The organism is Parabacteroides provencensis (assembly GCF_900232875.1).
In the GTDB taxonomy this organism is placed as follows: Bacteria; Bacteroidota; Bacteroidia; order Bacteroidales; family Tannerellaceae; genus Parabacteroides; species Parabacteroides chinchillae.
In genome coordinates, this window is the sequence record NZ_LT960492.1 from 211,109 (window position 1) to 233,192 (window position 22,084).

The window sequence follows — 22,084 nt, forward strand, 5'->3', positions numbered from 1 at the left end:
GTGAAAGCTATTTGGAATATCTAGAATTTAGTAAGCGATGCCAGAGCTATTCTCTGACATCGCTTTTACATCAAACTACTATTACAAAACAAAAAATTTCCTGCTCTTTCCTTATTTTAAGGGAATCTGTCCTAACATATCCTTTCCTTTCCCTAAAATGTCACCAGGCACGGAAACAAAATAGAAACGTTCACATGTTTGTGCTCCAAACTGGCAATTTACCACGCCAAAACCTTCCGGACGTGTAGAAGCATTATTGCCATCCATACGAAGGAATACATTATTAAACACAGCCGACTCAATTGTATATGAACCATCATCCTGCTTATGCAATCTAAAGCGTTCCCAAGCATCTGCAGTAAACTGGCAATTAACCTTTCCTGCTCCTGCACCGGCAAACGAACGAATGCCACTGCCATCCATACGTAAATATACGCCCGGATATTTTACAGACTCAATAGTTACAGTACCGTCACTCTGTGCTTTAATATTAAACTTTCCTGTATCTTCCATACCTTTCTGACAGTTTACAACACCACCTCCAGATCCTGTTTTAGATGTTACTTTACTACCATCCATACGAAGAAAAACTTCTTTAAAAGCTGCCGATTGAATATATAACGGCTTTGAAAAATCTACATTCATAACACTAATCTTAAAAAATTAAACTTTTATCCTTTTGTTTGTAAGCTTACGTTACAAAGATGAATCTAAAAGAATGAACCCGGAAAATTAATATCTGAAATGTATATTTTCCTTTGTGAATTACTTAATATTCCACTTTTTGAAACAATTATAAGGACATCTTTCCCCTTTTAAACAACAAAAAAGGCTTCCCCAAAAAGGAAGCCTTTCTTCAAAACTTATTCTTTAATTTAATTATGCTACCGGAAGTGTTCCTCCAATCAAAATAACAACCAGTAAAGCCAGAATTGCATATAATTCAGGGAATACGGCCATCACCATAGTTGCACCAAAAACATTATGACCGGCACCAACACCTGCAATACCGTTAGCACAAACCTGAGCTTGACGGATAGAAGAATAAAGGCCGGCAAATCCTAGTACCAGACCTGCACCCAATACACCACAGGCTGTCAGCCATGAAATGCCTTCAACCAAAAACTTCTGCATCATAAAATAACCAACGAATCCATACAATCCCTGTGAAGATGGCAATGCACTTAATGCAATATAAGTACCCAGTGCATCCGGATTCTTCTTCATTGCACCTACAACAGCGTTACCACAAATTGTAACACCATAACTACTGCCGATAAAAGTTAAACCTGTCATCAATGCAATACCCAGATAAGCTAATAAAATTGGTCCCATAATAAAACTGTTTTTTTAATTTATTCTTTTGTTGTTACTTAAATTACTATTTATAATTGTTTAAAAGGTTTGTATTCCTTACCGCCACCTTCAAATTCAGCATTTTTATAATACTCAACGAAAATAAGACGGAGCGGATGCACCAATGAACTGATGGTACACAAACCTATATTAATTGAATGTCCTACCAGAAGGATCAGTAGCATACAGATAATACGTGCTACAATATTCATACCTTCCGTCATATCCACAGCCAGTGAATTAAACACGCCTCCTAAAATGGAACCGGTCAGTCCAATTGCAAACAAACGGATATAAGATAGTGTATCACCCAGTAACCCGGAGGCCATATTATAAGTGTTCCATAATCCGGTTCCGAAATTCAGGAATACATTCTTGCCCGGCGTATTGTAAAGGAAAGCAACCAGCAACCCTAATCCGGCAATTCCAAGGAAGATATCAGATACTATTTCCGGTAAATGAACATTCAACATAGGAAGACCAAACACACAACACAAGGCCGTGATAATAAACACCCATGCAAATGGAGCAACACCATATTTCGTACCTTTCTGAGACATTGTTTTTAAAGCTGCAACAGCTTTACCAAATATAATCTGAACCAATCCGATAATAATTGAGAATGTCATCAGATTATCACTATTCACAAAGTACTCCTTAACGGCTGAAAATGCAGGAACCTTTGCCAATTCTATACCAAAGAATGAACCTGTACAAGTACCAACAATAACCGCCGCTAATCCCAAATATTGGAATAAGGTCAAATAGGGTTTAAAGTCAGGATTTACCTTTCTTTTCAGAATCGTACAAACTATAAGCACTAACAGACCATATCCTCCGTCACCAAAGCAAAGCCCGAAAAACAACATGAAAAATGGGGCAAAGAAAGGCGTGGGATCAAATTCCGTATAATTAGGCAACGAAAACATACGTGTAATCGGTTCGTATAGTTTGCTGAACTTATTATTACGTAATTTGATAGGAACAGAATCACCTTCCTCTATTTCCAGGGCGTGGAAGAAATATCCGTGTTTTTCCAAACCTGCTTCCATCGCCGGTGCATTTTCTGTAGGAACCCATCCTTCCAATAACATCAACTTGTCACCAGCTTGTTTATCCGTTTGAACTAAAGCATTTGCTAAATTAAACTCGTTTTGCAAACTCCGGTCAAAAGCATCCAACGTATTATAATCGTCGACGGCCATCCGTTTCAGCTCATTTTCAACATCTTTAATTTCTTGAAGACATTTCTTGTAGCGGATATTCAATTTGGCTATTCCCATTGCCGGCATTTTAGGACGGTCAGCATCGATATCAATCAATGTACCTTCTTTAGTTATTGTTACAAAATAGGTAATCGACTGAAAATTATTTATGAGAAATGCATTATATAATTCACCCCAAACCGGTTCATATTTAGCTGTCGGACAAGAAAAAAAAGTAATATCATATCCGGCTCTTTTCAGACGATTAATATTTTGATAACTAAACTCGCCCCATATCGACATATAGTCAATATCCTTTTCCAGAGATTGCTTATAAGCTACAAGTTGAGTTTTCTTTTCTTGCAATTCTTCTATTTTATCAAGCAACTTCAAACCATCCTTTTTGTCAAGTTCACGGGCCGGAGCTAACTTGATATCCTTTTCTGAAGCATGCAGATTCTTAAAGAAACGCATCAAGACATTAACCCTTTTGCGCTCAGACAGAAGTTTTTGAAGGTTGTCATCATCAGTAATGGACTTTGTTTCCCGGATATGGACAACTCCCAGTTCACGCAATAAGCTCAGAAAGGTATCATATTCCTTATGGTATACCATATAGGCATATTTGCTCATCTTTACTATCATACTTCAGCCTCCTCTTTTTCTTCTTTTGCCTTACGTTTTTCCTGATTAGACCGCATGATCTTTTGTGAANGAGCTCAGAAAGGTATCATATTCCTTATGGTATACCATATAGGCATATTTGCTCATCTTTACTATCATACTTCAGCCTCCTCTTTTTCTTCTTTTGCCTTACGTTTTTCCTGATTAGACCGCATGATCTTTTGTGAAGATTTAGAAAGACTCTCTTCATCTTCCATAAACCGTTTCACTTTACGAATCGCATCTTTATAGCCCGGAATCTGCACTTTTTCAAAAAGGTTTACTTTTTGAGTAGTTTTTTTCCTGGCATGCTCCAGCAACTCCAGCTTCATATTCGAAAACTCTGCTTCAATACCCGTACGAGCCAACTTTTTCAGCAACTCGATACCGTCGGTATACCAGGCAGGGGCATTAAAAAGACTGTAGTGTCCTATTTCAAACTTTATTTCGTCGAGTATAGGGACAACCACACCGGCAATTTTCTTTGTCGAAAGAGTCACATCCTGCACTTTAATCAATTCGGGATTAAACTCATTCCACAAAGCAACCATGTCTTCATAACTCTGAATCTCTTGTTCCAGCTGAAGTTCCAATCTATTCGCTTCATCTTTGGTTCGCTTCACTTCGATACGCAACGCACTTTCCTTGCTCTTAATAGTAGGCAGGGAACGTTCACGCATCTTCAGTTGCTTTTCCAGTTGCTGAAGTGATGTTTTATTATATTGAAACTTTATTGCCATATTTATATATTTTAGATTCCATTCGGAAAAAAATCAAACTTCTCTCGGGAGAAATTCCAATTTCGTTCGGAAGGAATTATTTCGGCCAATATTTATCTACCAGCGCCTGCTTAATATTTACTTCTTCCGGAGTGAAATAATGTGCAAACAAATTCCATGCAACATCAAGCATTTCTGTTGTATCCAAATTAACATCAATAGCAAGCAATTTTGATGAATAATCTTTTGCAAATGCCAATGTACGGTTGTCGTAGTCAGTCAGGTCAAAACCATTTTCAAGCTTAGTCTTCGCATTGGCGGCATCGGCGTACAAACGGACTGCCGCATTCATTACCTGAGGATGATCTTCACGCGTTTTCTTTCCTGTTACCAACTGTTTCAAACGTGATAAGCTTCGGAATGGGTCTACAATAACCTTACCTACATCACTGTCACGACGAAGATACAACTGGCCTTCCGTAATATAACCGGTATTATCAGGCACTGCATGCGTAATATCGCCGCCAGACAATGTGGTTACAGCAATAATCGTAATAGAACCACCTGCCGGGAACTGAACTGCCTTTTCATAAATCTTAGCCAGGTCAGAATATAAAGAACCCGGCATTGAGTCTTTTGAAGGAATCTGATCCATACGGTTAGACACAATAGCCAAAGCATCGGCATAGTTAGTCATATCCGTCAACAACACCAGTACTTTTTCATTCTTCTGAACTGCAAAATATTCGGCAGCAGAAAGAGCCATATCCGGAATCAAGATACGTTCTACGGAAGGGTCTTCCGTTGTATTGATAAAACTAACGATACGGTCCAACGCACCGGCATTGCTAAATGTATTCTTGAAAAACAGGTAGTCATCATTTGTCATACCCATACCACCTAAGATAATCTTATCTGACTGAGCACGTAATGCTACCATAGCCATCACTTGGTTAAAAGGTTGGTCCGGGTCAGCAAAAAACGGGATCTTCTGTCCTGTCACCAATGTATTATTCAAGTCGATACCGGCAATACCTGTAGCGATCAACTCTGAAGGTTGTTGACGACGAACCGGGTTTACAGACGGACCGCCAATTTCCACTTCTTTTCCTTCGGGAACCGGACCGCCATCGATCGGATCACCATAAGCATTAAAGAAACGGCCTGCCAACTGATCTCCAACTTTCAAAGAAGGAGCTTTACCCATAAACACTACTTCTGCGTTTGTACGAATACCTTCTGTTCCGGAAAACACCTGCAGCGTAACTTCGTCGCCGATAATCTTTACTACCTGAGCCAGTTTTCCATCAACGGAAGCCAACTCATCATACCCGACACCTGTTGCTTTCAACGAACAGGTAGCTTTTGTTATCTGGGTAATTTTCGTATATATTTTTTGAAATGCTTTTGTTGCCATAACATTATTTTTAGCTGACGGTTATCATTGTTCAACTCGCTCCTTAACCAAAGCATCCAGTTCTGCATTGAACTTTTTAAACTGGTCACTTTCATATTCGGAATAGTTCATCTGTTTGAAGATATTAATCATCTTCTTAAAATAATCCATAACTTCCAGGAAAGTATCAAACTTAAAATCAGCACGACAGATATTTACTACCTTATCCAGCATAAATTCCTGACGGGCCAGTGGAGTTACGGCGTCAATTGTATCAAAAGCGTCCTGCTGTAAAATAACAAAGTCTATAAGTTCAGACTTCCAGAATGTAACGTGATATTCAACAGGAACTCCATCGTCACCCAAAATATTGATTTGCTCGGCAATTTCCTTACCACGCAACATACGGGTTTTGATTTCATTTACTTTCTCGATCCAGACAGGAGAAATATGTTTAGCTATATATTCCTGAAATTCGGGATATTCGAGATATTTGGAATAACTGTCAATCGGATTTACAGCCGGATAACGTTTACGGTCTGCACGTTCCTGCTCCAACGCATAGAAACAGCGAGCTACTTTTTTCGTATTCTCTGTTACGGGTTCCTTTAAGTTACCACCAGCCGGAGATACCGTACCAATAAACGTTACAGATCCTGTTGCATTATTATTTAAGTGTACGAAACCTGCGCGGGCATAGAAATTTGCCACAATAGCCGACAAGTCCATAGGAAACGCATCCGGTCCGGGAAGTTCTTCCAAACGATTGGACATTTCACGCAACGCCTGTGCCCAACGGGAAGTAGAGTCCGCCATTAGCAAAACTTTCAATCCCATACTACGGTAATATTCTGCAATTGTCATTGCCGTATATACAGAAGCTTCACGTGCAGCAACCGGCATGTTGGATGTATTTGCAATAATGATGGTACGTTCCATCAGCTTACGTCCCGTATGAGGGTCTACCAATTCAGGAAATTCAGTAAAGATTTCCACAACCTCATTTGCACGTTCACCGCAGGCAGCAATAATTACAATATCAGCTTCAGCCTGTTTGGAAATAGCATGTTGAAGTACAGTTTTGCCAGTACCAAAAGGTCCGGGAATAAAACCGGTACCACCTTCCACGATCGGGTTAACAGTGTCTATCGTACGAACGCCTGTTTCCAGCAATTTATAGGGACGGGGTTTTTCTTTATAGCAGGTAATAGCTTTCTTTACCGGCCATTTCTGGATCATAGTAACATTAATATCGTTACCATTCTCGTCTGTAAGGACAGCTATCGTTTCGTTGATGGTATATTGCCCGGCCGCAATTACGGACTTTACAGTAAATGTACCTTGAAATGTAAAAGGCACCATAATTTTATGAGGTTGGAAGTTTTCATCCACTTCACCCAACCAGTCACCGGCAACAACCTTATCCCCGGCTTTCGCCAATGGCTTGAAATCCCACTTTTTATCATTATCAAGCGCAAAAGTATATTCTCCACGCTTCAGGAAAACACCATCCATCTTATCCAGGTCATTCTGCAAACCGTCATAGTTACGCGACAACATGCCCGGTCCCAATGTTACCTCTAACATGTGTCCCTGGAATTCGGCCTCATCACCTACACGCATACCGCGTGTACTTTCAAACACCTGTACAAAGGCATTCTTACCTATTACTTTAATTACTTCCGACATCAGTTTCACACCTCCGACGGAAATGTAACAGATTTCATTTTGAGAAACCGGCCCATCCACCTCAACGGTTACCAGGTTGGATACGATTCCTTTTACAATTCCTTTCGTAGCCATAATTATTTATTATTGTTTCTTTTAAATTCTTCCAACGCGTTTTCACTTCCCTTCTTCATTGCGCCTATTATTTCACGGAACGTTTTCTCGCCTGTATTTTTATCCAAAGTTACCCAACGTTCTATCATTTCCAGCTTCAACAGATAAGCAAACACACTTTCTATATCAAACGTTTTAAAAAACGTGTTATCGTCAAGCCATTTCCATTTCAGAAGATCTACTTTTTTTTCACGTACTATAAGATCCGATTCTTCTGCTATCCGTTGTAATTCGGGTAAATAATCTATAGTATCGCCTAATCCGAAATCGCGCGCATTAGAAGTACGAATACTTTCTGCAACGTCATTATGCCCCACGATATAATCCGCCTTATCAAAACCATATTTACGGCAAGTAATGGCCGTAAGCATATTGTTTATATTCAGGTTAAGTTCAAACCACTCTCTTACAAAAGCATTCCCGCAATCCATCGCGTATGCATAATATAGAGCAGCCAAACGGTCTTCCCACGAAATATACTCCTTTTCTCCTTTATTTTCCTTAGCTTCTTCTGCCAAATAAAGCTTGAAAAATTCAACGAAATAAGAAGGTATGTTATTATTTTTAGGAGGTTTTTCTTCTTCTTTCAACGCCTTATAAAGTTCGTTGAATTCGTCATACGTAATCCTTCCCCGCGGATCAGGGTCTCTGTCCGGATATTTGGCATGATTAATCACGTTCAGATTCTCATACTTGAGAAAAAACAGATCAATCAATATCCTGTCAGCATCAGATAATTGATTATCTATCTCTTGCCTGAATTCGGCAACAGAATAAGTCAGTTTGCTATCATCTAATGCAATATTGGGGAGTCCGGCTATTAAGTAATAATACTTACTCATAATTTAGAATAACATTTCTACCAACTGCGGACGAAGAAATTCCTTGAAGAATGTCACAAACTCCTCTTCACCAAAGGTTACTTTATAGGAGCCGTCAGCCGGAATAATTGCGAATGAGGTTTCTTTACCGTTTACTTTCTCTATCTTGACACCTTTATTTAGCAGGTCTTTAGCATTAGTTTCAAAATATTTGGCAAGTGCATCCGCATCATTTGTCTGAATAGTAAGAGCTTCATTTTGCACCCATTCTTTTGTCATATCAAGGATTACTTTTTGCATAAATGCCTTATCAGAAACAGCCGCTTTCACATTTGAGGAAACGATTTCTCCTGTAATGAGGTTTGCCACTTCACTCTTTAGCGCCTCAACAGATTGGGTAGCAAATAATTTTAACTCTGCTTCCGTGTTTTTCTTCAATTCGGAAGCCTGTTTTTCAGCGGCGGCAACTATGCGTTTTGCTTCTGCTTCTGCTTCACTTATAATAGTTTGCTTCTGTGAATTAGCATCTGCAATAATCCGTCCAGCTTCTTCATTCCCTTTCTCTACTCCTTCTTGGTAGATTTTGTCGGTCAGTTCCTGAATTTTTGTATCCATTTCCTACTTATATTATAAATTATATTTTCATTTATAGTAAACGCCCACAAAGATATTCTTTTCCTTGAATAAACCTCATTTTAAATGTGAAATCAAGCTAAAATGCAGTCCCATTTATTTTAATTTGTACATTTGTTCGTTTAAAATAAATATAATATGTTCTCAATCAAAAAAGCGACAACAGACGATTGTTTAACAATTCGTTCCCTGGCTTCCCGTACATGGGGAAACACATATGGAAGCATTCTATCCAAAGAACAGTTGGATTACATGTTTGACATGATGTATGCACCGGAAAATATCCTCAAACAAATGAACGAATTACATCACCAGTTTTTCATCATATTCAAAGACGATGAACCGGCAGGCTATTTATCTATCGAGAAAAAAGAAAATGATTTATTTAATTTTCAAAAAATATACTCGCTACCCGAAACCCACGGAAGTGGCATAGGGAGATATATCATAGAACAAGGCATTGCCTATCTGAAAAGCATCTGTTCTACCCCTTTTACCATAGAATTATATGTAAACCGGCATAATCCGGCTGTCAACTTTTACAAACACATGGGATTTGAAGAAGTCGCAATCCGCGACCACCATATCGGAAACGGCTATTACATGAACGACTTCATTATGATAATGAAAATAGGAAACTGAATAGATTCATACCCGTACAGTTTTACTGAAAGGATTGGAAAACAAAAAGTTTATATTTTTCACAAACTACGAAAGCCGGAAAGGGAAACAACTGGCAGACAATCCTTATATATCAATATCATTTGTATGGCATAAACTGGAAAGGCAGATACACATCGAAGGGAAAGTAGAAAAATGTTCCCCCGAAGAATCTGATACTTACTTTGCCAACAGACCCTATAAAAGTAGAATAGGTGCCCGGATTTCTCCACAAAGCCAAGTAATACAAAACAGGCATGACCGCATTTTATACACTCAGAATGGAGACAATAAAACATGGAAGATTGAAAGGTTGGCTCCATAAGAAAAAATGTTCCCGATGATTTGTACAAATCATCGGGAACATTTTATAAAATCATCGGGATGTTTTTTATTTCTTGGCATCTGTTGTCTTTTTAGGATAATCTACAATCCGTATAGTCGTTACCTTTACGGAATATATAACTGCCAATTTATCGTTTGTAGGTTCTCCCAAAGCTAACCGGTACTTCAACATCTTCCTTCTTGCTTTTTCTCTGTTCATAGCAGATCCGTTTTATAGTTAATACTAACACAGTAACATTTTTGTATATACAATTAGTTCCTGCCTTTAAGAAAGATTTGCAGCTTTTTTCTCTTTTCCTTCAGCAATCTCTACTAAATAAACGCCAAAACATATTAGCAAAATAGCTGTCGTTTGCATCCAGCTAAAACGATCCTGGCCTAAAAGCAAAGAAGTTATAGTTGCCACAATCAGTATCAAATAACCATAAATGGCAACCAATGTCGTACTCAAATATTCTAACCCGATAGGAACAAGGAAATAGGTCAGTACAGTTGGAAATATAAGTACAAACATCAACACGGCAAATGGCCACCATTGAAATGCATCCGAAAACAAACGTGCCTCGAATCCATAAAAAGGTAAAATGATTAAACTGGAGAATGCAGCTCCCGTAAATGTATAACGTAGCATCGTTATCATATCCACCGACATTAAAACCCGTTTACTTAACACCAGATATACGGCATAAAAAACAGAACTTGCCAGACATAGCATATTCCCATTAAATGCATCCGCCGCCAAATCATCACTTTTTTGCGTCAGGATACAAAGCAAGGCACCTCCCAATCCAACGGCAATGCCTAAAATCTTCATAAATGTAACCTTCTCTCTATAAAAAAGAACCATGATTACAAACACCCATATCGGTTGCAGACTGGTGAATATAGAACTCGACACGGGTGTAGTTTTGCTTAATCCAATCAGGTAAAGGAACATAAAACCATATATTCCGATCGCCCCTAAAAGAAACAACATTACTTTATCTTTCGATGAAGCCGGCTCTTTTTTCATAAACAACCCTATGATCCAAAATGCCACCGCTGCAAATACGCACCTAAAAGTAGCTCCCACCAACGGACTCAACCAAAGCGGCAATAAATACTTCAAGGCATTCATGTTTAAACCACTGAATGTCTTGCCGACAACCATACTGATATTCGCTTCTAACTTTTTATTCTTCACTGTTTATACTTGTTTTATAATTTATCATCAAATAAGAATGAATCTCGTTTTACATAAGCAAAGACAGCCGCAATAAGTGCAATACATCCATTAAAAATAAAAGCAAACTGTTGAGATTTTATATCAAACATCGACTGGAAAAAATCGATAATGAACGGGCATGATAAAATAGCCAGATAATTCATTGACATGACAAACGCAAGCGCCAAAGTCACTTTTTTCGGAATAGCCGTCCGCGTAGTTTTATCATAAGCAATCGGCTGGATAACACCATACCCCAATCCTATTAAAATACATCCCAAACCAATCAACCACTCGGTTCTTGAAACTACTATCAATGCCATTCCTACAGCAATACTCAGTAAACTGTAAAACTTCGTCTTATTCCTGAGCAAGCCTACTATCTGGTTCAGCATAAGGCCCGGTGCCATAATAGCCAAAAAGAACAACGAAATCATCAGTCCCGAATTGCCACTCGTAAACTTATACTCCTTCATCAGGAAAGGCAGGTTAAAACTAATGATTATAACCAAATAGGTAGCTAGCCCATAGAAAAGCATAATCTGGATCAGTTTCTTTATATCCACTCCGAATTTACCTTCTATAATCACCTGGCCGGATGGTACAGACATCGTTTTTTCGGAAACCGTAGCCGGCTCCACCTTATCCATATTATTCTTTAAATAAAACGACAGGACAATGGAAACTATAGGCAACAAATATACGGCAAATGGCAGATGCCAGTTAATTTCGGCAAGATATCCGGTAACAACCGTTGCTATTACCAATGTAACATTCGTAATAGCAGAGCTTAACCCAAACTGTTTGGTACGATACGCCCCGATAAAAAACTTAGAGATCAATCCCGTCGATAAAGGTACTATCAACCCCGAGCCGATTCCCATCAATGCACTGACGGCAATTAACTGCCACATTTTATCAGACAACAAATATAACACACCGCTAAGCGCAAAAATGACCAGTCCCGATTGTAGCAACCATATCGTATTTACTTTCTCATTCAGTTTACCAGCCAAAATAATGAAAGGAATAATCAATAAGGAAGGCAACGACGACAACATCTGGATATCCAGCTCCGTCGATTCGGGAAAAATGACGGCCAATTTCCCCAATATAGGAGACACAGCCAGACCTGGCAACGCGTTTAAGGCTGATATAGACCATATGCCCACCAGTGTGATTAAAGGGATGGTTCCCTGTCCTGTTTGTATTTTCATAAGATACGGTATTTATTCTACGAAAAACAAATCATATACGATGAAAGTTTTGCATATATCGGTCGAGTGTGCTACGGCACTAAAAAACGCCAAATAATGTAAAACGCCAAAACATTCGGAAAAGACATCTGTTTGGCTATAAACGCTCGATGGGACATAAATTCCCATTGATTCAAACATATTATTAACATCAAAAACTAAATCAAAATGAAAGACTCAGATTTCAGAAAAGGTGATGCCAAAACGGCAATTTTCGGTTCCGAAATGATGTTGAATCCCTCTCCGGTAGATAAAATACCCGATGGTCCTACGACCCCGGAGATTGCGTACCAGATGGTAAAAGACGAAACCTTCGCACAAACACAGCCACGTTTGAACTTGGCAACCTTCGTTACCACATACATGGATGACTATGCAACCAAATTGATGAACGAGGCAATCAATATCAACTACATCGACGAAACGGAATATCCGAGAATTGCTGTTATGAATGCAAAATGTATCAACATAATGGCTAACCTTTGGAATTCTCCTGACCCTGAAAAATGGAAAACAGGCGCACTGGCCATCGGTTCATCCGAAGCTTGTATGCTAGGGGGTGTTGCCGCATGGTTGCGCTGGCGTAAAAAAAGACAGGCACAAGGAAAACCAACAGACAAGCCTAATTTTGTTATCTCGGCCGGATTCCAGGTTGTATGGGAGAAATTCGCACAGTTGTGGCAGATTGAAATGCGCCAGGTACCTTTGACGTTGGACAAGACAACGCTTGATCCGGAAGAAGCATTAAAGATGTGTGACGAAAACACCATTTGTATCGTCCCTATCCAAGGTGTTACATGGACAGGCCTGAACGATGATGTGGAAGCCCTTGACAAAGCCCTTGATGCTTACAATGCAAAAACCGGTTATGACATTTCGATCCACGTAGATGCCGCCAGCGGTGGTTTTATTTTACCATTCCTGAATCCCGAAGTAAAATGGGATTTCCGCTTGAAATGGGTTCTTTCCATCAGTACGTCAGGACATAAATTCGGATTGGTTTATCCGGGGTTAGGCTGGGTTGTCTGGAAAGGTAAACAATACTTGCCTGATGAAATGTCATTCAGTGTAAATTATCTGGGAGCCAATATTACACAGGTAGGTTTGAACTTCTCTCGCCCGGCTGCACAGATACTGGGACAATATTACCAATTTATCCGTTTGGGATTTGAAGGTTACAAACAGATACAGTACAACTCTTTGGAAATTGCCAAATACATCCACAACGAAATAGGCAAAATGGCTCCGTTCGTTAATTACAGCAAGGAAGTTGTAAACCCGCTATTCATTTGGTATCTGAAACCGGAATATGCACAGAAAGCAAAATGGACACTTTACGACTTGCAGGATAAATTGCAGCAGAGCGGCTGGATGGTTCCTGCTTACACATTACCGGAAAAACTGGAAAATTACGTAGTTATGCGTGTTGTCGTACGCCAGGGATTCAGTAGAGACATGGCCGACATGTTGCTTGGAGACATTAAGAATGCCATTGTAGAACTTGAAAAACTGGAATATCCTACTCCTACCCGTATTGCCCAGGATAAAAATATTCCTATTAAAGGAAAAGTCTATACACATACCGGTTCAGGGCATTCAACAAAAAAGTAATCTATGGAGAAGCATATAACATTAACACAATTGAAAGAGGTTGCACAGGAGGCATACAACCAGTTCAAGTCCAACACGGACGGTAAGAATGCCGACTATATTCCTTATCTTGCCAATATAGACAAGAACCTCTTCGGTATCAGCATCTGTCTGCTTAACGGGCAAACAGTCGAAATCGGTGATACGGAGTATCGCTTTGGTATCGAATCGGTATCAAAAGTACATACCGCCATCCTTGTTTTGCGTCAGTACGGCGCGCAAAAGCTACTGGACATGATCGGAGCCGATGCAACCGGACTTCCTTTCAACTCCATCATAGCCATATTGCTGGAAAACGACCACCCTTCTACCCCATTGGTAAATGCAGGTGCCATTACAGCATGTAGTATGGTTCAGCCGGTAGGTGATGCAAAAAAGAAATGGGATGCCATTGTATCCAACATAACCGATCTTTGCGGAAGCGCTCCGCAGTTGATTGACGAGTTGTATAAATCGGAATCGGCTACGAACTTCAACAATCGCTCTATCGCCTGGTTGCTGAAGAATTACAATCGTATTTACGACGATCCCGACATGTCGCTTGATCTTTATACACGCCAATGTTCTTTGGGAATTACCGCCAAGCAACTTTCTGTAGCAGCTGCTACGGTTGCCAACAAGGGAGTAAATCCGGTTACCAAAAAAGAAGTGTTTGAAGCAGATTTGTCACCCAAAATCACATCCCTGATTTCTACCGTTGGCTTCTACGAGCATACAGGAGACTGGCTCTATACCTCCGGTATTCCGGCAAAGACCGGCGTAGGTGGCGGCGTAATGGGCGTATTGCCCGGACAGTTCGGTATCTCGGCTTTCGCACCTCCATTGGACGGATCAGGCAACTCTGTTAAAGCGCAGCTTGCCATTAAGTACATCATGAACAAGCTGGGATTAAATGTCTTTGGCGGAGATCACGCTGTATTTGGATAAAAAGCCCGGAATTAAGGAACGCAGGTAACACAGGCTGAGCACAGATAAACGCAGACTATATTAATTATTAATAGAAGTCTGCGTTACTCTGCGCCGTCTGTGTTACCTGCGTTCTCTCGGAATACCTACGAAGTTAATAACATCGTCCTTTTAAAACCGTCAGACTACTCTGACGATTATAATACGCGCGTTCTACAGTCGGCAAACCACTCTGACGATCATAATACGCTCGTTCTACAGTCAGCAAACCACTCTGACGATCATAATACGCGCGTTCTACAGTCGGCAAACTACTCTGACGATTACAAAACGGTCGTTCTACGGTCGGCAGATCATTAAAATAAGGTCAGACGTATACGGCTCGTTATAGCTGAAGGTATTTCTTATTTCTCCGGCTGGCTTGGTTTAGCGTCTTTGCCCGCATTTGTGGTTTCGTCTGCATTTTTATTCTGATAATATTCCATTTTTTGAGCATTTGCCTTCTGCACAATGCTTGTAACGTAGACAGTAAAGATTGGGAACATCATCATACCCAGTGCAGCAAGCACTACAGACAGAATACGTCCGGTTGTAGTTACGGCCTCAATATTCGATCCTACAGTCGTAACATCCATGAAGGCCCACCACAGCGCATCACCGTAATTGTGAACCCCGGTGTTCACTCCCAATTCGAGCACATAGAAAATAAGGCTGGAAAAATAAACAGTGGCAAACAACATCGTTATATAAGAAACAAATAACCCCGATGCCCTATTATAGGATAACCAGCCAACTACAATAGCCAAGGCATATCCACCTCTTACCAAAGGAATAAATTGGATGAAGTAATTTACCTCCTGCGAAAATTCAAGTTTGAAGTAATGAATAATGTACTGGTAGGGAATAGCTACAAGAAAGAAGATAAAATGCGAACGAATATAACGCACTTTATTTTTCGATAAGAAAAATTCAAGAAAGAAATCGAAAAGAAAAAACAAACATATCCACAATTGTATCTTCTTGTATGAAGGTTGCGTGTAGAATTCTATATTATTAAATGTATCGAGCGAAATGCTTATCACCAAAAAGAGGGACATAAGCAAAATCAATACGTGCAACACTCCGTAAATACCCTTTTTACGAAGTACGATTTCATAAAGAGCCATCTTCATTATATTATTTTTTAGTAGTTAAGAAGTCGGGAAGACTGTAGCTAACTACTCGTCTTCCCGACTTCCTGATTAATGACGATAACAAAAGCATCAGAAAAATTGTTCCACGGCGAAATATGTTAATTAACCAAGTTTGACAAATCCGTCATGAAACATCTCCAGAGTTGTATTGTTATTACCACAGACTTAAACGCAAAGTGACATTGTATTCACTTTTTAAAAACATAAATCTATGGCAAATATTAACAAAGCAGTGAAACTGGGAGTGTTTACTCTCGCAATCATGAACGTAACGGCAGTTGTATCTTTACGCGGACTGCCGGCCGAAGCAGTTTACGGACTGAGTTCGGCATTTTATTATCTTTTCGCCGCAATCGTATTCCTGATCCCTACTTCTTTAGTAGCCGCCGAACTGGCCGCCATGTTCCAGGATAAGCAAGGTGGTGTATTCCGATGGGTAGGCGAAGCATACGGTAAAAAATTAGGATTTCTTGCAATATGGGTGCAATGGATCGAAAGTACGATATGGTATCCTACCGTACTTACATTCGGTGCTGTGTCTATTGCCTTCATCGGAATGGATCATCCGGAAGATATGTTGCTTGCCAATAATAAATATTATACGCTGGCAATTGTATTGATCATTTACTGGTTGGCTACTTTTATTTCCCTGAAAGGTTTAAGTTGGGTTGGTAAAGTTGCCAAAGTCGGCGGTATGGTAGGAACAATCATTCCGGCTGCCCTGCTTATTATCCTGGGTATTGTATATCTGGCAACCGGGGGACATTCCAATATGGACTTCAGCGGCAGCTTCTTCCCGGACTTCTCCAAATTCGACAACCTGGTTCTGGCAGCTAGTATCTTCTTGTTCTATGCCGGTATGGAGATGGGTGGTATCCACGTGAAAGATGTAGATAATCCTTCTAAAAACTATCCGAAAGCTGTATTTATCGGCGCTTTAATCACAGTTATCATTTTCGTGCTGGGTACATTCGCATTAGGTATTATTATCCCTGAAAAGGACATCAACTTAACACAAAGTTTGCTGGTTGGCTTCGATAATTATTTCAAATATATACACGCTTCATGGCTGTCTCCGGTCATTGCCATAGCATTAGCATTTGGTGTATTGGCAGGTGTATTGACATGGGTTGCCGGTCCTTCCAAAGGTATCTTTGCTGTTGGTAAAGCAGGTTATCTTCCTCCATTTTTCCAAAAAACCAATAAATTAGGTGTACAGAAAAACATCCTGTATATACAAGGCGCAGCAGTTACTTTATTGAGTTTATTGTTCGTTGTTATGCCGTCGGTACAAAGTTTTTATCAAATCCTGTCACAGCTCACAGTGATCCTTTATCTGATAATGTATATGTTGATGTTCTCGGGAGCTATCGCATTGCGTTATAAAATGAAGAAACTAAACCGTCCTTTCCGTATTGGTAAAGGAGGAAACGGTTTGATGTGGATTGTCGGCGGACTTGGATTCTGTGGTTCACTATTAGCATTCATATTAAGTTTCATCCCACCGAGTCAGATTTCAACAGGAAACAACACCGTATGGTTTGCCGTATTGTTTATCGGAGTAATTGTTGTAGTAGCAGCTCCGTTTATTATCTACGCAGTCAAGAAACCGACATGGGTTGATCCTAATTCTCAATTTGAACCGTTCCATTGGGAAGAGAACAATGCGCAAAACACACAGAGTACCCAGAGTGCACCGAAAGCCTGATACATAAATCTGTCTGTTTATTAAATAAGAAAGGATGTATCCCTCACGGACACATCCTTTCTTATTTATAAAATACGTAGGTAGTTGTATGGACTTATTTCGAGTCCCCTGCCATACTCAATGCTGTTGTGGTTAAATAATATTTAGTAAGCATATTAGGAATTTCCCATACCGGCATATTCCCTTGATTCAAATAACCGAGATATTTCCTTATAACGGACGAGAAATGTTTTTCATGTCCCGACTGAAGGTCAACAGGAACAACGATTTCCCAACGATTCCCCTCCTCTTTAAGGGCTACTCCCGGGTATTCCGTCTGCAAGTCGGCAATTGCCTGATCCAGCATCTGACGGTAAGTGGTTTTATTAATCTTTTTATCTCTTTCTATATATAACTTCGGTACAAATCCTTGCTCTTCTCCCTGGAGAATAGAGATGGTTCCTTTCGTCCCGCGAATAATAGATTTATGAATATCTCCAGCTCCTTTAGGCGCTTCAAAGTTCCATATCACACTTAAATCTATCAGCTTACCTTTTGCCATATATTGAAAAGAGCCGTTAGAATAAACATTCAATACGGAATCAGAAACATATTTACCGAGAAAATCCGGATACTCAGTTAATCCGGTAGACATAGTAAATTGTTGTTTTGACAACGGAGTTGCCCAGTGTTTAGCCGAAAGAAGCTGTATATCTTTCTTGTAATCTACAATCTGTTCAGGGAAACACTTCCAATGGATCAGGTCTACCAAGTGTGTTGTAACATCTACTATACCTTCGCCTTGCTGCTCTACATCATAATACCATACCGGACGTATCAACGGTTTACCGGATACCACTTTATAAAAATGATGTATGCTGGAAACAGATACTGCCGGTTCCTTCTCCGTACCATCTACGAGTTCACCGAAAAGTTCCGGATTCTGCATCAAAAGACGTTGTATCTCACTCCATACGTCGTAGCGTTCTGTCATTATATCATAGAGCACTACGTTGTTTTGAGCTGCTACCCCAAATGCCTTCTCCAATTTTTCAAAACTGGCTTTGTCTATAGCCATCGGCTTATCCGAAAGGACATTGAATCCGGAAGATACAGCTTGCAGGATATAATCGGTCTTATCGCGGTTATTACCGGCAAGCATAACAACGTTATGACTTTTCTCAGTCTGTCTTTCCTGCAGCATTTTTTGCAGGAAGTCGTTGCCACGATAAACAACTTCGTTCCAATGCGTAGGTTTCTCTTCGCGGCTATTGTAAGATTGAATAAGTTTAAGATGGCTATCCAATTCCGGCCCGTCGGGTGCATAGACATAAACAGTAGAATCAACACCATCCAAGGCTTCCTTTTGTACTAATGCAGCATGGAAATGGCCGGGAGCTAATGTTATCAGTCTTACCTCTCCGTTCTGATCAGAGGAATTATCTACTGTCTTCTTCGATGCCGGATTGCAGGCACACAAGAGGATTGATAAAAGATATAGTGCATATTTCATAAATACCGAAGTCTTTTTACTTATTTATCCAGCTTAATATTTAGCAACGATTTTAGCAGCCTCGTATCTGGCTTTGTCATAAACAGCCTGCATAGATACCGGGCAACCACCCTGGCGCTTGCTTTCGTTGGAAGCTTCCATGAATGTAAAAATCTCTATCGTTTCTTCCGGTGTAACAGGAACAACTTTTGTCTTGAAAAAATTCACTATCTGAACCAGCAGGCATTCATATCCGCTATATTCGCCAACCTGAACCTTTCCGCCTTCGCAGTATGCCGTTCCACCATAAGCATCCTTACCTTGACGAATACCACGGAAAGTACCGATACGTCCGTCTTCCCAAAGACCAACTACAACATCTGTACCTTTTGCCGACGTACGTGAAACTTGTTTGCAACCTGTACCCATTACAGTGTAAAGAGTTTCCACACCATGTATACCGTACCAAGCAAAGTCGGTATGAGATGGTTCGCCAGGAGCTGGAGAACAACAGTCTGCTCCCATGATCTTCCCGAACTTGCCATTACGCAAATCCTGATTTTGCGGAACATAGCGCAAAGCAGAAGAAGAGAATACAGGAACTTTGTATTTATCAGCCAGCATAAAGATGGCAATAGTTTCTGTAAGGTCTGCGGCAACCGGTTTGTCTATATACAAGATTTTGCCAGCTTTCAAGACTTCAAGAGCTTGTTCAAGATGCAAGTTTCCATCGTTTGTTTCAAGCATAACGCAATCCACTTTCTTCAGCAGGTCTGCAATGGAGTTGACTATCTCAACACCATTTTCTTTCGCTTTATCTATATATCCCGGAATACGCTTCATACTATTTTCTATGGTACGAGAACCATACGGATAAGCAGCCACAACTTTAAAACCTGAAAACTCCGGTTTGGGATTCTTGCTATTCAGCATACCTATAAAGGCTGGTGAATGTGAGGTATCTAATCCTATAATACCAACTTTAATCACCTTCTGTGCATAAGTCACACCTATAGCAAGACATGCTATAATGATAATGGATAGAATTCTACGTTTCATAATGCATTTATTTTTAATTTAACTTTTTCTTGTTTTAAAAGAGATGCGCTATCAGCATCCAGATACAACGTTGCTCCTTGCTTGCGTCGTAAGATGGAAGCTGGGCAAATTTCGGAAATTTCTCCGTTGATTGTATTATAAACGGCCTGCGATTTTGTCTTGGCCGGTACAATACAATACATAAACCGGGCAGATACGAGTGCCGGTATCGTCAGTGTGAAAGCATGGGTAGGCACTTCGGACAAGTTGCTGAAACAACCGTCGTGAACTTGCTGCATACGACATTTTTCATCAAGTGAAACGACTTTCACCAAACGGGGGTCATTAAAATCTGCCACATGTGGATCGTTAAATGCGATATGCCCGTTCTCTCCTATTCCGAGGCAGACAATATCTACAGGGTAATCTTTCAACAACTTGGAATAACGGGCACACTCAACGTGAGGTAAAGCTGTCTGCCCGTCAATGTAGCTCACACTCTTAAAAGGTATACGGTCGAACAACCGCTCTTTTAAAAAATTGCCAAAGCCTTGTGGTGCATCTTGTTTTAACCCGATGTACTCATCCATATGGAAAGCGTTAATTTTGGTCCATTCAATAGTGGTATCGGCAGTCAATGCCTCTAAAAATTCATTTTGGGAAGGGGCAGCAGCAAATATCATATTAATTTCATCCTTTTCCTGTAATAACTTATGTATGCAGGATGAAACTTCCTTAGCAGCACATTCTCCCATTTCCCGGCGGGTGGAATAAATCTCAACCGTCAACTCATCTTTTGTAAAATTCATTGTAGTTTTTATGGTTTTAAAATATTATATACGACATTTCCTTCTATTATAGTTGACTTGATATTAATATTTTCATCACAGATAACAATATCGGCATCTTTACCTATAGCTAAAGAACCTTTCCGTTCATCTATTCGCAAGATACGCGCAGGCGTAGAGGTTATCATTTGAATTGCTTGGGCAAACGGGATTTCTGCAACTTGTATCATTGTTCTTACCAAGCGGTCTGCCGTTGCAACACTTCCTGCGAATGCTGTCCGGTCTGGTAGTTTTGCAACTCCATCTTCAATAATGACAGGTTGTCCTCCTTGCAAACTTCCTAAAACAGATGGTCCGTCAGGCATGCCTGCTCCCCTCATTGAATCTGTCACCAATGCTATCTTGTCCGGCCCTTTGAACTTGCAAACAAATTGAAGAAGGCTTTTAGGAAGATGCACACCGTCTGCAATAATTTCAACAGTCATGTCATCTACCATATAAGCAGCCTCAACAACTCCTGCATATCTATATGCATTTCTACGCGTTACAGAAGACATACATGAATAAAAATGTGTAACATGAGTAAAGCCCGCGTCAAATGCCTGTAAAGTTTCTTCATAAATAGCATCTGTATGTGCTATAGAAGGCAAAATATTCCTGGACCGTAATATTCGTCCAAATTCCATAGCTCCATCCAATTCAGGAGCCAGACTCCAACGAATAATGTCGTCCGTTGCATCCAGAATCTTCATATACTCTTCAGGAGACGGATTCCGTAAATATTTAGGGTCCTGTGCTCCTCGTTGGTTATAAGAGAAGTAGGGGCCTTCCAGATGCAGTCCCAGGAAGGTTGCCCCCTTCTTATTTAGTGGTTTTACGTGATTGTATATTTCAAAAGTATGGAACAATTCTTCATTTGTACTGGTAAGCGTTGTTGGTAACAAAGCCGTAGTGCCATGTTTAGCATGCATCTCGGCAGCACCAAGATAAGCCTCGGGAGTTGCATCCATAAAATCATATCCTCCGGCTCCATGCGTATGCATATCAATAAAACCCGGTACTACATAATTACCATTTGCATCTATATAGTCTATAGTACAAACGCTATTTACGGTATCCTTCAGTTCTATAATTTTACCATCAGAATCAGAATAAGCAAGGTCCTCCCTACTGATTGTGCCGTCAGGAAGAAGTATTTTTCCATTCTTTATAATTGTTATTTTATTCATC

21 protein-coding genes are annotated in these 22,084 nt (G+C 40.1%); 5 read left to right on the forward strand and 16 right to left on the reverse strand.

What is annotated here, in order from left to right; genetic code table 11:
* Positions 1–111: 111 nt before the first annotated feature.
* The 8 genes from CTY47_RS15630 to CTY47_RS15670 all read right to left on the reverse strand — a co-directional run bounded on the left by CTY47_RS15630 (position 112) and on the right by CTY47_RS15670 (position 8,617).
* A complete protein-coding gene (locus CTY47_RS15630; protein WP_099465716.1) occupies positions 112–645 on the reverse strand; it encodes a fascin domain-containing protein in 534 nt (177 codons plus the stop codon).
* Between the two features lie 234 nt (positions 646–879).
* Positions 880–1,335 carry an ATPase gene (locus CTY47_RS15635; protein ID WP_099465717.1) on the reverse strand — a complete coding sequence of 152 codons (456 nt, stop codon included), beginning with the start codon at positions 1,333–1,335 and terminating at the stop codon, positions 880–882.
* Positions 1,336–1,385: 50 nt separating this feature from the next.
* Positions 1,386–3,206 carry a V-type ATP synthase subunit I gene (locus tag CTY47_RS15640; protein ID WP_099465718.1) on the reverse strand — a complete coding sequence of 607 codons (1,821 nt, stop codon included), beginning with the start codon at positions 3,204–3,206 and terminating at the stop codon, positions 1,386–1,388.
* Between the two features lie 134 nt (positions 3,207–3,340).
* The gene (locus CTY47_RS15650; protein WP_099465719.1) at positions 3,341–3,964 is read right to left on the reverse strand and encodes a V-type ATP synthase subunit D; all 624 of its coding nucleotides are present in this window, start codon (positions 3,962–3,964) and stop codon (positions 3,341–3,343) included.
* A 76-nt stretch (positions 3,965–4,040) separates the two neighbouring features.
* A complete protein-coding gene (locus CTY47_RS15655; RefSeq protein ID WP_099465720.1) occupies positions 4,041–5,360 on the reverse strand; it encodes a V-type ATP synthase subunit B in 1,320 nt (439 codons plus the stop codon).
* 24 nt (positions 5,361–5,384) lie between these two features.
* Positions 5,385–7,142: a V-type ATP synthase subunit A gene (locus CTY47_RS15660; protein WP_099465721.1), complete on the reverse strand. Its 1,758-nt coding sequence runs from the start codon at positions 7,140–7,142 to the stop codon at positions 5,385–5,387.
* A gap of 2 nt (positions 7,143–7,144) precedes the next feature.
* Positions 7,145–8,023, reverse strand: a complete 879-nt coding sequence (locus CTY47_RS15665) for a DUF2764 domain-containing protein (protein ID WP_099465722.1) — start codon at positions 8,021–8,023, stop codon at positions 7,145–7,147.
* 3 nt (positions 8,024–8,026) lie between these two features.
* Positions 8,027–8,617: a hypothetical protein gene (locus CTY47_RS15670; protein WP_099465723.1), complete on the reverse strand. Its 591-nt coding sequence runs from the start codon at positions 8,615–8,617 to the stop codon at positions 8,027–8,029.
* A gap of 156 nt (positions 8,618–8,773) precedes the next feature.
* Here CTY47_RS15670 and CTY47_RS15675 point away from each other — a divergent pair, with 156 nt between their 5' ends.
* Entirely contained in the window at positions 8,774–9,277 is a 504-nt protein-coding gene (locus CTY47_RS15675) for a GNAT family N-acetyltransferase (protein WP_099465724.1), read from the forward strand.
* Between the two features lie 4 nt (positions 9,278–9,281).
* Positions 9,282–9,620, forward strand: coding sequence for a pyridoxamine 5'-phosphate oxidase family protein (locus CTY47_RS15680; protein ID WP_099465725.1), 339 nt, complete (start codon positions 9,282–9,284; stop codon positions 9,618–9,620).
* A gap of 66 nt (positions 9,621–9,686) precedes the next feature.
* On the opposite strand, the gene CTY47_RS16980 is transcribed toward CTY47_RS15680, so the two are convergent.
* The 3 genes from CTY47_RS16980 to CTY47_RS15690 form a co-directional block, all read right to left on the reverse strand.
* On the reverse strand, positions 9,687–9,839 hold the full coding sequence (locus CTY47_RS16980; RefSeq protein ID WP_158228549.1) for a hypothetical protein: 153 nt from the start codon (positions 9,837–9,839) through the stop codon (positions 9,687–9,689).
* A 66-nt stretch (positions 9,840–9,905) separates the two neighbouring features.
* Entirely contained in the window at positions 9,906–10,823 is a 918-nt protein-coding gene (locus CTY47_RS15685) for a DMT family transporter (protein WP_099465726.1), read from the reverse strand.
* A 14-nt stretch (positions 10,824–10,837) separates the two neighbouring features.
* Complete coding sequence (locus CTY47_RS15690) at positions 10,838–12,061, reverse strand: MFS transporter (RefSeq protein ID WP_099465727.1); 1,224 nt, start codon at positions 12,059–12,061, stop codon at positions 10,838–10,840.
* Positions 12,062–12,268: 207 nt separating this feature from the next.
* Here CTY47_RS15690 and CTY47_RS15695 point away from each other — a divergent pair, with 207 nt between their 5' ends.
* The gene (locus CTY47_RS15695; RefSeq protein WP_099465728.1) at positions 12,269–13,711 is read left to right on the forward strand and encodes a glutamate decarboxylase; all 1,443 of its coding nucleotides are present in this window, start codon (positions 12,269–12,271) and stop codon (positions 13,709–13,711) included.
* Positions 13,712–13,714: 3 nt separating this feature from the next.
* On the forward strand, positions 13,715–14,677 hold the full coding sequence (glsA, locus tag CTY47_RS15700) for a glutaminase A (protein ID WP_099465729.1): 963 nt from the start codon (positions 13,715–13,717) through the stop codon (positions 14,675–14,677).
* Positions 14,678–15,060: 383 nt separating this feature from the next.
* Here glsA and CTY47_RS15705 read toward each other — a convergent pair whose 3' ends face one another.
* Entirely contained in the window at positions 15,061–15,828 is a 768-nt protein-coding gene (locus CTY47_RS15705; protein ID WP_099465730.1) for a potassium channel family protein, read from the reverse strand.
* A gap of 232 nt (positions 15,829–16,060) precedes the next feature.
* On the opposite strand from CTY47_RS15705, the gene gadC reads away from it, so the two are divergent.
* Positions 16,061–17,557, forward strand: a complete 1,497-nt coding sequence (gadC, locus tag CTY47_RS15710; protein WP_099465731.1) for a putative glutamine/gamma-aminobutyrate antiporter GadC — start codon at positions 16,061–16,063, stop codon at positions 17,555–17,557.
* A 94-nt stretch (positions 17,558–17,651) separates the two neighbouring features.
* Here the strand turns inward: gadC and CTY47_RS15715 are convergent, their stop codons facing one another.
* From CTY47_RS15715 to nagA, 4 genes are read right to left on the reverse strand one after another with little or no spacing between them, the layout of a single operon-like run.
* Positions 17,652–19,049, reverse strand: a complete 1,398-nt coding sequence (locus tag CTY47_RS15715; RefSeq protein WP_099465732.1) for a putative oxidoreductase C-terminal domain-containing protein — start codon at positions 19,047–19,049, stop codon at positions 17,652–17,654.
* A 33-nt stretch (positions 19,050–19,082) separates the two neighbouring features.
* On the reverse strand, positions 19,083–20,087 hold the full coding sequence (locus CTY47_RS15720; protein ID WP_099465733.1) for a Gfo/Idh/MocA family protein: 1,005 nt from the start codon (positions 20,085–20,087) through the stop codon (positions 19,083–19,085).
* Positions 20,084–20,875, reverse strand: a complete 792-nt coding sequence (locus CTY47_RS15725; protein WP_099465734.1) for a glucosamine-6-phosphate deaminase — start codon at positions 20,873–20,875, stop codon at positions 20,084–20,086. Before CTY47_RS15725 ends, CTY47_RS15720 begins: the two co-directional genes overlap by 4 nt.
* Positions 20,876–20,883: 8 nt before the next feature.
* The gene (gene nagA, locus CTY47_RS15730; RefSeq protein ID WP_099465798.1) at positions 20,884–22,083 is read right to left on the reverse strand and encodes an N-acetylglucosamine-6-phosphate deacetylase; all 1,200 of its coding nucleotides are present in this window, start codon (positions 22,081–22,083) and stop codon (positions 20,884–20,886) included.
* Position 22,084 lies beyond the last annotated feature (1 nt).